Raw genomic sequence first — 12,248 nt, 5'->3', positions numbered from 1 at the left:
GCGGCTGGAGAGGGAGGCGATTCTCGAGCTTGATGAGAACGTTCACTCGGTAGCGCCAGCCTTCTTTATTTTCCTCCGATCGTAGTGCTTGTGTGTTGTGCTTGGATTTGCATGGGCCGCAAAATCGTATGCATCGGCATTGCGATTGCTGAGTTTGGTCGTTATCGCAGCTGGCCGGATGTCCTGCAGTGAAAAATACTGCGCGTGGTCTGCCAGCCGGTAGTCCGCCTCGTACTTCGCTACTTTCAGTCCCTTCTTATACGCCAGGATGTATTCCAGTTCGGCAGCCCGTTTGCGAGCGAGTGCGGCTGCTGCCTCGGCGTCGAACGAAGCGATCCACTCGAACATGGCATCCTGCCACACCGATCCCATTCCTGACCGCGTGTACGCCTGGCCTTTGGAATTGGCGAATAGGTACTGGCGCGGAACCGAGTGTGTTTGCTCGGCGCGCGCTACTACTACGCGCAACCTAGTTGACCATTCCCGCAACTTCATCACCTCGGCCTGGCCTTTCTTGCGCTTGGCGCTGGTGACAAGCACGCCTTCCTTTGTCTTGCCGGAGATATGGAACGGCCGAACTTCTGCAGCTCGAAACCCGGTCAAGTAGGTAAACATGGCAGCGCAGCCCAGGTTGCGATAGGTGGCGGTCTGACGCAGCGACCACAGGTAAAAACGCACCACCTGCGGGTCCGTGGATTTGAAATCAACCCCATGACCAAGGCTCATGTGGCGATGGCTTGGGGCGCGGAGATTGTGGCAGATCAGCGTCCTGGACGAGTACTTGTGCCACTTGACGGAGAAACAGAGGTTTCAGTGATCACCTCTCAAGCGGACCTGGAAAAAGCGGCCGCCGACCGAACTGGCCCTGCGCAGTGGGAGCGCTGAAATTTGATCGTGTTGGAAAATAAGAAAAACCGTTGGAAAATGCAAAAAAAGGGTTACAAGCCGAAGCATGTAACCCTTTGATTTTCCTACTCATTCTGTGGGGTGGCTGATGGGGCTCGAACCCACGACAACAGGAATCACAAACCTAATGCCCAATACTGAATTCATCTTTAAAATCAATTACTTAAAAAAATAATTTCCAATATTGAATAATTTTAACCTACCAGCCTATGCAGCCTGCCAACTAGACGTTGAAAGATTCTGACGATATTCAGAATAGCTGAGTTAATAATTTCCATATGACCGTTGGCAGTCTCTGGCGTACACTAGATCCTTGGAGTGGCAAAGATATACCGTCTGGCCAACCGTACGCTAGAGTGATGGGGAGAAACTGATGGAATGGGTTACACTAAATATATCGTCTGTTGTACCTTATTTTACAATTGGTAAGGATTTAGCAATGGCGGGGATAGCTTTCTATGCCGCGAGAATTGCGAGTAAAGGTCTTACTACTTGGAACCGTCAGCTTAAAGGTGGTGCGGAATACGACCTTGCACGTCGAATTTTAAAGTGCACGTATAGATTGCGTGAGGCGTTTGATGGCGTGCGAAATTCCGCGATGTTCAGCACTGAGATGCCCTTTCCGCCAGAGGAGGACGCTGGTAAAATGAATGATTCGCAAATACGTCACTACGGACGATCTAGAGCATATCAAAATCGCTGGCAGAAAGTTTTTGACGTCCGTAACGATCTCCGCACGGAGCTCCTAGAAGCGGAAGCTCTTTGGGGAGAGGAGATACTTACAAAGTTCAAGCGATTGTTTGAACTGCAGCATGATCTTTTTTCTACGGTATATGCTTACCTTGCTGCTTGCGATCCGGATGCGACCCAGGAGGCGAGGAAAATTAACAATGAGTTGTATGATAAGAAGTCGGATATTCTTTATCGCAACTATTCTGAAGGTAATCCCGATAAGTTCAATGCTGCAGTGAAAGCAGAAATATCGGTAATTGAAAATTTCCTAAAGCCTCATCTGCTCAAAAACTAAATAAGCATCAATTACTTGTGCTAGTTCAAACTTAACCTGTCATGTGCTGTCAGATGAGCTAGAGTTCTGAGAGGCCGCAACCATGAGGCACCATCCACGAACCGCGGCTATCTGGTAGCCCGGCAAGCCCGACGCGCCGCGTTAAGACGCGGCCTGCCACCCACAATAGAGGACATATGACACACAGATCCAATTACGCCGCGTTTGTCGATGCAATTTTCGGAGCGGAATCCGCGACGTTCGATGTCACGAAGACCGAATCGAACAACGTAATCGGCGCGCTTGCAAATCCGAATCAGTTTGCCGCATTCATAGCCAACTACGAAGACCGACTGCGGCGTATCGAAGCGGCCACTAAAGCTGATCCGACCCTTCGCAAAGACGTGCTCCATACCGTGAATCTAGTCGCCGGGAACGAGTGGGATGGCGCGTATGCAGAGCTGTGCGCGCTAGACTACTTTCTGGCCGTCCCACAGACTGGACCCGGCAACATTGAGCTGGATCGAACATTGCCGGCATCGGACACGCTCGCCTCGGAAATGGGCAAGCAGAACACGAACCACGATATGCGTTTGAAAGCTCTGGGCGTGTCGATGGATACGAAAAATCTCTCGGATAAGACCGGCCAAATTCTCGACGGCATCTTTCGCGAGTTCCTGCAAGCCAAGGGCATCGCGCGCATGGCAATCGTGCCGACTTACGATCACGACGACGACTTCACGCTATATCGTGAGAATCGTCCCAAGCTGTTGGCAGAGCTCGTGAGCGGCGTAGACGCTAAGGCAAGGACGCCGCAGCTAAGGAGCCAAGTTATCCCGGGGCTGTCTTACGAGTTCGCCTGGGACGCAGGGGCCTACGTCAGCGCGAGCTCGTATTCGCCCTTAGAACACGCGACGAAGCACCACACGCTTCTTTTCGGCCACATCAAGAAATTCTCGCGCGTCGAGCCGACGGTGATCACTTATGTGATGTTTCCATGGTCGGGAGAAGGCGTCTTCCTTGGGTTTGGCAAGGAGACGTTCCAGACTGAACTCGGAAGGCAATTCTTCAACAACTACATCGGCTCCGTCGATCTCGCTCGCAAATTCAATCAGGAGGTCAAATCGAACATCTCCGCCGGAGACGTTACGAAGCATCTCTCGGGCGTGATCTTCTTGGATGACAAGTCCATCACCGCCAAGGATCCGGCACAGATCAACGTGGATGCGAGTTTTGTGTGGAACAAGAACGCGATTCACTCGTTGATCGGCCATCCGCTCGACGTCGAACTCCGACGTCGAGGAGCTGTTGACCGATCATAAGCTGTTGATTCGACTCAAAGAGGCGGATGGAGTTTCCCCCGGGGGGGAACAATGCAGCACGATTTGCCTTCATGCTGCCTCTTACCTTTAGCGGAACAACTATTCGTCAGTATTTTGAATGGGTAGGGAGATGCTTACCTTGATTCTGACGTTGCATCGCTTTCTTGTAACTTTTTATGGACCGCGCGATGACAACTCGCACATACCAGGTACGAGCAGGCCCGTTTTAGAATACGAGTCGCCGCAGCTACGGCTATAGCCAAAGATCGCTGCGCGCACTTCCGAGGTGACTGGCCAATTGGGCGACGTATGCCCAAATGCGCGCAGGTGAGACGGCTTCTAGATGGGCGGTTTCCTCAACCGCCATCACGACCACCTGTAGGGGCGTTTCGTCTAGGAAGTGTAGTAAATAGGATTTATGGTTAGCCGGTACTCGGCCGGTAGCCAAAGCATGCTGTAACTGGTCACTATGGAACTCGCCCCTATAACTGACGCTAGCGTTCTTTGCAGCCATCCACAAGCCTCGCTTTGTATCTCTGGCCTCGATCGATGGCGGAGAAAAATTGAGTCCAAGCACCCTCAGCAGATTAACCAAACGCCCGAAACTCAAGTCACTAATGGTTCCAGCCTCCAGCTGCTGTACGGTCTGGCGCGACAGACCGGCCAACTTCGCTAAACGTTGCTGCGTCAAACCGACTGCCAGACGGCGGACGCGAACTACTTTGCCGACTTCGTAGATGTTCATGAGCTACCGTTCTATGAATGTACATAATATTTTACATTTATTTATTAAATGGCATAAATGGCCTGCCGTCTTGAGCTCGGGGCCGGATCGCTAAATGATGGTATTAGCCCGCTGGGAAGTAGTGTATTTCCTAGGTTGGAGCGAGCTGCGCTGCGCATTTTCAGGAACCGAGACAGTCGACTCGGTTGAAGGAGCTGACGCGCGCAAAGCTGCCGACGGCACGATCGTGCTTGAGCTGGGCCACGTCCGTGGGCGAATCGAAGGCCAGCCCAACACAGCCGCACTGGTGCAGGTGCTCGATCGGGTTCTAAGATGATCGGCCTGCTAGCCGGCCCCGTGTCTGGCTCGCTGCCGGCAACACTGGCATGTGCTCCGGCTTCAACGGCCTGGCTGCCAAAGTGCAAACGGCGCTAGATGAAGATCCATTCAACGGCCAGCTTCCATGTGATCCGCCATCTATGCACCGAGCTGGCGTGCTACTGCGACGCAATCGTCCATCCATCCGCAGACCCACCTTGCTGACTTTGAGAGCGTGCTACAAGCGGATGCCTATGCTGGCTTCGATTCCTTGTTCGAGGACGGTACGATCTGTGAAGCTGCCTGTTGGACGCATGAGCGGCTCAAATTCACGATCTGCACGCCGCGCGCGAGACTCCACTGACAACCTTACATTTTTTCGACGAGGGGAATACCAACTGATTTACTCTTAGTCGTTTCTTCAAGCAGCGTAAGAATTATCGCAGGAACGCTGATACTTCGTCGATTGAGTAGCGTAGCAGCAGCAGAAAGATTCAAGAGATGTTCGTACATTGGTTGAGGTATACGGATGAGGACAGGCTTTTTTTCGTGCGTCGAATTTTGATTACTCATTAGACTAGACTCAATTTTTTTGCGTATCTCAGCAGGTGAATGAAGTGAAAATGGGCCGTAGATGCCGTGGCCTATTTTGCACGAAGATTACACGATGGCGCAATGAGAAATGCGTCGTCAGAGGTGGATACCGAAAGCTTAAGTGCCATAGGACAGGCAATACGAGCTATGAGGCTTGAGAAACACATATCCCAAGAAGAACTTGCACATATCTCGATGTTGGACCGCAGTCACTTAGGGCGGATTGAGCGTGGCGAACGCAATCTCTCCATTCTCAACCTTATTCGAGTCGCACGCGGCTTAGGTTGCACTCCTTCCGCAGTCTTGCATCGAGCTGGTCTATAGAGTTTTTTGTCTGTTCTGGAATTGCAAAACGCCCGAGATCAAATCGATTTACGTCGTGCCTTCACCTTGGAGTCATTAGCTGCTCTAAGTTTCCGGATTTCCGCTTGCAGCTCCAGGCAAACCATGACGAGAGAATCATATTTTGACTGTAGAACCTTCCTGGCGGCAATCGAATCGGAGAGTCTTGCTTGCAAATTTCCTTCCGCTCGTTCACCTGGTAAATCCGTCGCTTTCGTTTGACGAATTTCAGCAACAAGCCCAGGATAGTTCGCGTAAAGGTTTGCCCTGCTCACATCGGCTGAGCGACAAACTGCACTCACGCTTACAGGAACCGAAGGGTTACTCGCTCTTAACAAATGCAATGCCGCCTTTACGCGCAGCGCAATACTTAATCGGTCACTCGCTTCGTTCGTCACTTTGACCTCCATCAAGAGCTGCATGTGAAGTTGCACCAGTTTGCAAACCTCGAAGCACTTTCATCGTGACGCTCAATCTTTTGGTCACAAGGCTCACTGTTTGCTCAGGTAACGACGAATTTTTCAAAAATGCTTGGTCACGCTTTGCCCTCTCATCCCACCACCTTCGATACTCAGTGGTTACAGCAAAGTTGGAACACCGGGCGCAAACATCTGGGGCTCGTAACAATGGATTGGGACCACTATCTGTTCCATCACAGGCCGAATGCGACTTCGAATAGACGCAATAACCCCAATCACACGGTGCTATGACGACTCCTTGGGCGATCAGTTTTCCGACCAGCGCTTTAATCGCATTCTTGCCTTTAAACTTTGATGCCCCGATCAACTCTGCACGTCGCTCAATCAAAGCGGCACCGGCCTTTCCAGCTAGGTGATCGCTTGACAAAAGGCATTCGAGGGCGCGGACCAATTCTTCCTGATCAGCCTCGGCCAGCATTTCCGTCAATTCGATATCAGATCCAACATACACTCCATCAGTAAACTCTGAATAGGCGTGCCCAAACTGCCAAGCGAGCGGTTCTAGCGCACTCTTATCACGCTTCGTTACGAATACCGCGAATGTCTTCCGACACGCATGAGGGTGCAGCCTTTGTATCTTCGGCTGCCATTGGCGATACGGAGCGTTAGCAAACTGTCGAATGCGGTTAGGTAGGTTGGTGGGAACGAATCGCAAAGTTCCGCGTTTAAGTCGAAGGGGCGCCCCATTTACGAAGAGCGGTCTGGAATTTTCACTTTGCCGGATAGAAGAAAACATTTTCTCGATAAAGCGAACTCCCTCAGATAGAGGTTCGGAAATAGCCCACTCGCGCAAAGCCCCTCCTTTCTTCGCTGCAATGCCGCTCAAATATTGTACTATTGAACCATCTTCAGAAATCTTCGTCCTAACACAATTCACATCTAGGCGGCATAGCTCACGGTTCCGCATGCCAACAGTAAAAAGCAGCAATATCATTACGGCTGCCATGGTATGGGAGACCGCTCTCGATAGCGCTTCATGCGCTCTTAGATTTTTTCCTAGTTTTTTCCAAATTTTTGTGAATTCTTGATCACCTCGTAATTCATCAAAAAGAGGCCTAACACGCTTACCGCGTTGCCTCCTTGATAGCCCTACTTCATGAGAAATTTTCCAGTATCGAGATATAGTTCGATAGATAAATTCGGCTTCGTTCTCTAACCAATTCAATGCGTCATGAATTAATGCTAGTGCAGCTTTCTCTGGAATTGCCTTGAACCGCTTAAACGCCAAAGGTTTACACTTAACAACGACTTCAGAATGAAAAGGAGCAGGATCAAAATTAAGACTAGCAATGTATTCACCTCGATTTCTCCACATTTGTTCAAAGAGGCATAACCAGTGCCGCAAGGTACTTTCCGCTGGCGGCTCGCCTGGCAGCCGGCCTTTTCGACTTTTTAAAAATTCCAGTAAATCGTCAGGAGTCAGCGACGAAATCCGCCAAATTTTATTTATCGTCATCCACTTCACTAACGTTGAGAGCATAGTGAATCTGAACGAATATGTCGACGCGTCGTATCGACCATGGATCGAGTCATCGATTGTACAAAGCATAAATTGTTTAACACTCTTTGTTAGGTACGCTCGCTGATGCTTACTACCTAAACCAACAGGCAAAAGCTTTGCCCATCGAATCACAAAGGGCTTTCCTTCATACAACTGCGATGACTGTAGCGTCCAAACCTTATCCGACGCGTTGGAAACCAGTAACGGATGAGACATTGTCACTCCAATACGGGTATGGCAAAGAGACTTATCCTTTTCTCTGCCAAAATATAAATATCGGGATGTATAGCTGGAAGTATTTCTTTTTCCAATATTTCAAGGGTCGGAGCATATAACAAAACAAATCGATTCAGCCAACCAGATCGAACCGATTGGGCTTTTGTTTCTAAAAGTGCTTTTCTAGCGGCAAGCAGATGCGCCACATTATCAATGTCATCGAGTACGATTATCGCCCCGGGACAAGTGGAACAACCAGTAAAGTTCAAACACATCTTCCCTTTAGCACTTGTAGGAGCTATTCCAGCGAATGGATCTTTGCACTTAAAACCAAATACCGAACTCGAACTATCGCACGAAGAAGGGGTTTTTTTAAGTTGCGTACGCACCGATAACGCAGTTCCAAAAGCTCGACTTTCCGCAATAAGCATCCCCTGAAACTTTCGAATAACTTCAGCATGTTCAGATGCTCTATCCTCTAGTGAGGTGTAACTTCCTTGGGTTGTCATCAACCGCTTATGGTTTAAAAGAATTCGGGCAGCCTCCATTTTCCGAGCCATCAGGTGATGTGACTTTGCACCAGTAATTCGGTTATCCTTGAAATCAAAATCACGAAGCTCATGTTTATCTATGAATTCCTTCAAAAAATTGTGAAAAGACTGCACACTTGGTACACGAACCTTACGAGTCTTAGGCGAACTACAGATAAATAGATCGTTTTTGTAGCTTGATGTAGCTCTGTTCCTTATGCCCGCCGAAAGTTCTGCATATCGACGCACAAGATTTGGTGCCGAATTTTCAAATCTTTTAGGAAAATCAACCTTTTGCTCAGCGTGAGACCTTGGCTTATACCAAACCAAACGTTCCAAGTCTTCTCTGATCGGGTGATCACGAATGCAGTCTACGGAGAGCTCGGCTATTGACATTGGGTTTCCACTAGTTTGAATCTGAATTGCAAGATAAAATGGAAATACGCTTTTTGGAGTTGGCCAGATCATGCTCCAAAGATCGGCAATACTACCAACTTGAGCCAATGCTCTACCGATATGTGCGCGTTGTCCACGCCAATCTCTTTGGCGAATAAAAAACCCATCTTCCGAACACAACAGCTGGTGCAACACTTTCTTCTGCATTTTCTCGCTCTCATCCAGCGCCTCACCATTTAATATTCGCTGCCCTTTCATTAAAAGCTCTTCGATCTTTTTTATCTCACTATAACAAATGCTTAACACTTTCTTTTGCTCTTCACCTGTGAGTACTGATCGAATTTTCGGCATCTCACGCTTAAACCGTGCGCTTTTCAAACACAGCCCCATCGGAAATTCTTCAGGTATATTTCTAAAACACCATTTGATAGCTCTTTCGATAAAATTGTAGTGCGATTGAGACGTGCTACCCGCCAAATTAGAGTCTTCGAGCCAGGAAGCGAAATCTTGCAATGCGGCTTTATCAAAATAGGCGTCATTCGCCTTACCAACCTCTATGCGATGTTTTACGAACTTTTTAAGTGACCGCCAGGACTGGCGTTGTGATTCAAGCGATGTGTGCCCAGCAACAGGAATAAAACATCTTGCAAGAGATTCTGATATTGAAGGATGCAACCCGAGGTTCAAAAAATCAAAACTTGAGAGCGTAGTCTCAGTTTCGCTAACCAGGATCAATCGTAGGCCGGCCCATGTGTGAACAATTGGCGATCTCATTGCGATGCACCATAAAGATAAGAAAGTGCCTCAACGACGTCTGAATTTTGAGTTTGAGCTAGGTGCACGTAGAGCTCAGTGGTCTCCAGACGTGCATGCCCCATCAGAACCTGCAAAATTTTAGGAGCGTTATGGGCGATAATTGGATCAGCGGAGCTTTGTAATACAGCGAGAACGTTGGTGGCGTATGTGTGCCTGAGCGAATGCAAAGCGAAGTGCCGCAATCCCACCAAGTCCGCACAACGTCGAAATTCCGTTGAGAGACTAGATTGCCCTACCTTGTCACCATTTCGATTTAGAAATACGTACCGTTCCGATCCCGGTCGCGCGCTCTCTCTATCAGTTAAACAGTACCAGTGCGTCTTTTCTACTAGGTGGGTGGGAACTACGATAGGTAATTCTTTCCCCCCTTTGCGCTGCGCTCTAATTGTTACCAGACCTTCGCTAGACAGGGAAAGCTGCTCTATGGTCGGAAGGCTCGATAGCTTAAGCTCACAGACTTCGACTCGACGCGCCCCACTGCATAGCCCCCATTGGAACATTAGTTTATAGGGTTCTCGGGCTAAAGAAAACACGGAACCAATTTGCTCTGTAGTTAAGACCTGAGGGATTCTCCGAATGACTCGGACTAGCGGAGAGCAGCGATGGTCACCTGATACCAAGTATTCTCCGAGTGGGGTTGGTAGAACTTGCATACGCCATGCCCATTCATGATAAAGTGCGGCGACGGTCACCCGTAAATTCACAGTCGCTGTCGCGTAGCATTCACCGCTTCCGCGTAATTCACAATGCACCAAGTGCGCTCGATATAGCATGAGGTCTTCTTCACTGGCCTGCTCCATGGGCACATTTCGCGTCGAGAGAAATCGCAGCCAGTCAAGGAGGCTTTCTGCGTAAGTTCTAGCCGTTGAGATAGTTATTCCCCTGCTTTTGACAGCATGTTCAAGGAGAAACATTGTCGGCACGTAGACTGGATGCCCAAACTCGTCGACGATTGTGACCACCGCCTTTAGATCTGCGAAGCGACGAGATAGGTCTACGTTGACTACGTTTGCAATCCCCGCAGATTTGCACAGTGACTCAAACGAATGAGCATCAGGATTGGTTGCTACTAGTTTATAGCTGAGTTGAACCGTAGCTACCATGTTGGCCTCTACAATTTCATTATTAGGAATACAGTACCTCAACTCTTATGGCGATTCAACAGACAGACAATTCGCGACACCTAATTGCCGAATTCCAGCGGCGGGTACTCGATGTGCTGCGACAGCCCATGGAATCGGGCGTGATCAGCATTTCACGCGCGGCCCGCCAGGCCGAGTTTCCTGCCCGCTTTCAACTGATCGCCGCCATGAATCCCTGCCCGTGCGGCTATCTGGGCCACGCTTCCGGCCGTTGCCGCTGTACGCCAGACGCCGTGCTGCGCTATCACAATCGCCTGTCCGGCCCGCTGCTCGACCGTATCGACCTGCAGATTGAAGTGGCCGCCATGCCGCCGGCCGCGCTGGGCCGGCAGGCCGGTGCCGGAGAATGCACGCAGCGGATCGCCACGCGGGTAGCGGCAGCCTATGCCTTGCAGCTGGCGCGACAGGGAAAATCAAACCAGCGGCTGAGCAACATGGAAATCGAGCAGCATTGTCGCCTTGAAACGCATGGCGAACAGTTGCTGCATGGCGCCATGACGCGCCTGCACTGGTCCGCGCGCACCTATCACCGGGTACTGCGCGTGGCGCGCAGCATCGCGGACCTGGCGGACAGCCCGGCCATCACGCAGGCGCATGTTGCCGAAGCGATCCAGTACCGGCGCGTACTGCGTGAAATATAAGGCGGCCAATGAGCCCCACGCGTGCGCGATTGCACGTGATGGACGGCGCTGCTACCATCTGCTGATGAAAAAAACATCAATTGCCCTCTTTCTGGCGACGCTCGCGGCCGCCGGCGTCCTGTCTGCCTGTAGTCCGAAATTCGACTGGCGCGACTATCGCAGCCCCGATGCCCAGTTCACGGCCCTGTTTCCAGGCAAGCCGGCCGTGCTGACGCGCGAGATCGATCTCGATGGCAAGAAAGTCAGCCTGACCATGACGGCCAGCGAGGTCGATGGCAATACCTTCGCCATCGGCAGCGCCGTGCTCGACAGTGTGGAACAGGCGCAAGCGGCCCTGCCAGCCATGCAGACGGCCCTGTTGAAAAATATCAACGGTACCGTGCGCAGCGAAAAATCGGCGTCGGCGGCCAGCAGCATGGCGGCCGGCAACCATCAACGCAGTTCGCTGAGCATCGAAGCGACGGGAACGCAGCAGGGCAAGCCCGTCCTGCTGGTCGGCCGTTTTGTGGCGCAGGACAAACGCATCTTCCAGGTCATCATTCTCGGTGAAGAAAGCAAGCTGTCGCGTGACACCATCGACACCTTCATGGACTCCGTGAAACTGGATTGAGACTTAACGATCGCTTAAATGGGTGTTTTCACGATAAACAAGCTCTTGTAAATACGTGCGGTGTCCAACAGATGGCCCTATCCGGCTTGCAAATGTGCAATCCGGGCAATCGGACGGCCTGTGCGACATTTCAAGTCGTGATATTGTTTCGACACTAACAACAAGTTTCAGAAAGCGCTTATGTTGATCTCATTCAAATCCAAATCATCCCCAGAAGTGCTGATGTACCAGGAACATGCCCAACGCATCCTCGACATCCTGCACAAGAACCCCACGCGCGGCGTCATCACGCCAGCTGAAGCGGGCGATGCCCTGGCCCTGCTGGAAAAAGAAGTCGCGGAAAGCAAATTGCATCCGGAAAACGACATCGAACACGATGCACATACCCCGGAAACCCTGGAAGATGGCGAAACGGGCGCTCATGCGCGCGCGCAAAAAGTGCATTTTTCGCAGCGCGCCTATCCATTGATGGAAATGCTGCGCTCGGCCAAGGCGGAAAATGAAAGCATCACCTGGGGCATCTGATCCGATGAATGCTGCAGACGAAAAAAAACCCCGCACACGCGGGGTTTTTTTATATAACAAGCCTGACGATAACCTACTTTCACACTGGTTGCAGCACTATCATCGGCGCAAAGTTGTTTCACGGTCCTGTTCGGGATGGGAAGGGGTGGGACCAACTTGCTATGGTCATCAGGCATAACT

12 protein-coding genes, 1 rRNA gene and 2 pseudogenes are annotated in these 12,248 nt (G+C 50.6%); 8 read left to right on the top strand and 7 right to left on the bottom strand.

Going from position 1 to position 12,248, the window contains the following annotated elements; translation table 11 throughout:
- Positions 1-42: 42 nt before the first annotated feature.
- The gene (locus tag LSO07_RS04500; protein ID WP_151092510.1) at positions 43-726 is read right to left on the bottom strand and encodes a hypothetical protein; all 684 of its coding nucleotides are present in this window, start codon (positions 724-726) and stop codon (positions 43-45) included.
- Between the two features lie 553 nt (positions 727-1,279).
- Between LSO07_RS04500 and LSO07_RS04495 the strand changes: the two genes are divergently transcribed.
- Together LSO07_RS04495 and LSO07_RS04490 are read left to right on the top strand one after the other, a co-directional pair.
- A complete protein-coding gene (locus LSO07_RS04495; protein WP_151092508.1) occupies positions 1,280-1,933 on the top strand; it encodes a hypothetical protein in 654 nt (217 codons plus the stop codon).
- Positions 1,934-2,109: 176 nt separating this feature from the next.
- A complete protein-coding gene (locus tag LSO07_RS04490) occupies positions 2,110-3,234 on the top strand; it encodes a hypothetical protein (RefSeq protein WP_151092507.1) in 1,125 nt (374 codons plus the stop codon).
- A gap of 253 nt (positions 3,235-3,487) precedes the next feature.
- On the opposite strand, the gene LSO07_RS04485 is transcribed toward LSO07_RS04490, so the two are convergent.
- A complete protein-coding gene (locus tag LSO07_RS04485; protein WP_151092505.1) occupies positions 3,488-3,979 on the bottom strand; it encodes a helix-turn-helix domain-containing protein in 492 nt (163 codons plus the stop codon).
- 94 nt (positions 3,980-4,073) lie between these two features.
- On the opposite strand from LSO07_RS04485, the gene LSO07_RS04480 reads away from it, so the two are divergent.
- From LSO07_RS04480 to LSO07_RS04465, 3 genes and pseudogenes are all read left to right on the top strand, one after another.
- Positions 4,074-4,295, top strand: a complete 222-nt coding sequence (locus LSO07_RS04480; RefSeq protein ID WP_151092503.1) for a hypothetical protein — start codon at positions 4,074-4,076, stop codon at positions 4,293-4,295.
- A gap of 171 nt (positions 4,296-4,466) precedes the next feature.
- Positions 4,467-4,642: pseudogene (locus LSO07_RS04470) on the top strand (IS66 family transposase); the annotation flags it as partial.
- Between the two features lie 309 nt (positions 4,643-4,951).
- A complete protein-coding gene (locus LSO07_RS04465; RefSeq protein WP_151092501.1) occupies positions 4,952-5,194 on the top strand; it encodes a helix-turn-helix domain-containing protein in 243 nt (80 codons plus the stop codon).
- Between the two features lie 38 nt (positions 5,195-5,232).
- Here LSO07_RS04465 and LSO07_RS04460 read toward each other — a convergent pair whose 3' ends face one another.
- The 4 genes from LSO07_RS04460 to LSO07_RS28450 all read right to left on the bottom strand — a co-directional run bounded on the left by LSO07_RS04460 (position 5,233) and on the right by LSO07_RS28450 (position 9,650).
- Positions 5,233-5,634 (bottom strand): hypothetical protein, encoded by a 402-nt coding sequence (locus tag LSO07_RS04460; protein ID WP_151092499.1) that lies wholly within the window; start codon positions 5,632-5,634, stop codon positions 5,233-5,235.
- The gene (locus tag LSO07_RS04455; protein WP_191909578.1) at positions 5,591-7,147 is read right to left on the bottom strand and encodes a site-specific integrase; all 1,557 of its coding nucleotides are present in this window, start codon (positions 7,145-7,147) and stop codon (positions 5,591-5,593) included. Before LSO07_RS04455 ends, LSO07_RS04460 begins: the two co-directional genes overlap by 44 nt.
- Positions 7,148-7,410: 263 nt before the next feature.
- Complete coding sequence (locus tag LSO07_RS04450) at positions 7,411-9,108, bottom strand: hypothetical protein (protein ID WP_151092495.1); 1,698 nt, start codon at positions 9,106-9,108, stop codon at positions 7,411-7,413.
- The gene (locus LSO07_RS28450; RefSeq protein WP_423221736.1) at positions 9,105-9,650 is read right to left on the bottom strand and encodes a tyrosine-type recombinase/integrase; all 546 of its coding nucleotides are present in this window, start codon (positions 9,648-9,650) and stop codon (positions 9,105-9,107) included. Before LSO07_RS28450 ends, LSO07_RS04450 begins: the two co-directional genes overlap by 4 nt.
- 686 nt (positions 9,651-10,336) lie before the next feature.
- Here LSO07_RS28450 and LSO07_RS04445 point away from each other — a divergent pair.
- The 3 genes and pseudogenes from LSO07_RS04445 to LSO07_RS04435 form a co-directional block, all read left to right on the top strand.
- Positions 10,337-10,933: pseudogene (locus LSO07_RS04445) on the top strand (ATP-binding protein); the annotation flags it as partial.
- 64 nt (positions 10,934-10,997) lie between these two features.
- The gene (locus tag LSO07_RS04440) at positions 10,998-11,543 is read left to right on the top strand and encodes a hypothetical protein (protein ID WP_151092491.1); all 546 of its coding nucleotides are present in this window, start codon (positions 10,998-11,000) and stop codon (positions 11,541-11,543) included.
- A gap of 180 nt (positions 11,544-11,723) precedes the next feature.
- On the top strand, positions 11,724-12,068 hold the full coding sequence (locus tag LSO07_RS04435) for a DUF1840 domain-containing protein (protein WP_034749443.1): 345 nt from the start codon (positions 11,724-11,726) through the stop codon (positions 12,066-12,068).
- A 60-nt stretch (positions 12,069-12,128) separates the two neighbouring features.
- Here LSO07_RS04435 and rrf read toward each other — a convergent pair.
- Positions 12,129-12,241: ribosomal RNA gene (rrf, locus tag LSO07_RS04430) — 5S ribosomal RNA — on the bottom strand.
- Between the last annotated feature and the right edge of the window lie 7 nt (positions 12,242-12,248).

It is taken from the genome of Janthinobacterium sp. PLB04, assembly GCF_021165895.1.
GTDB lineage: Bacteria > Pseudomonadota > Gammaproteobacteria > Burkholderiales > Burkholderiaceae_D > Janthinobacterium > Janthinobacterium lividum.
This window is presented reverse-complemented; position numbering and strand designations above follow the sequence as displayed.

Coding starts and splice junctions, on each gene's coding strand:
- LSO07_RS04500 (WP_151092510.1), bottom strand. CDS start 726: ATGAGCCTTGGTCATGGGGTTGATTTCAAATCCACGGACCCGCAGGTG.
- LSO07_RS04495 (WP_151092508.1), top strand. CDS start 1,280: ATGGAATGGGTTACACTAAATATATCGTCTGTTGTACCTTATTTTACA.
- LSO07_RS04490 (WP_151092507.1), top strand. CDS start 2,110: ATGACACACAGATCCAATTACGCCGCGTTTGTCGATGCAATTTTCGGA.
- LSO07_RS04485 (WP_151092505.1), bottom strand. CDS start 3,979: ATGAACATCTACGAAGTCGGCAAAGTAGTTCGCGTCCGCCGTCTGGCA.
- LSO07_RS04480 (WP_151092503.1), top strand. CDS start 4,074: ATGATGGTATTAGCCCGCTGGGAAGTAGTGTATTTCCTAGGTTGGAGC.
- LSO07_RS04465 (WP_151092501.1), top strand. CDS start 4,952: ATGAGAAATGCGTCGTCAGAGGTGGATACCGAAAGCTTAAGTGCCATA.
- LSO07_RS04460 (WP_151092499.1), bottom strand. CDS start 5,634: ATGCAGCTCTTGATGGAGGTCAAAGTGACGAACGAAGCGAGTGACCGA.
- LSO07_RS04455 (WP_191909578.1), bottom strand. CDS start 7,147: ATGACGATAAATAAAATTTGGCGGATTTCGTCGCTGACTCCTGACGAT.
- LSO07_RS04450 (WP_151092495.1), bottom strand. CDS start 9,108: ATGAGATCGCCAATTGTTCACACATGGGCCGGCCTACGATTGATCCTG.
- LSO07_RS28450 (WP_423221736.1), bottom strand. CDS start 9,650: ATGTTCCAATGGGGGCTATGCAGTGGGGCGCGTCGAGTCGAAGTCTGT.
- LSO07_RS04440 (WP_151092491.1), top strand. CDS start 10,998: ATGAAAAAAACATCAATTGCCCTCTTTCTGGCGACGCTCGCGGCCGCC.
- LSO07_RS04435 (WP_034749443.1), top strand. CDS start 11,724: ATGTTGATCTCATTCAAATCCAAATCATCCCCAGAAGTGCTGATGTAC.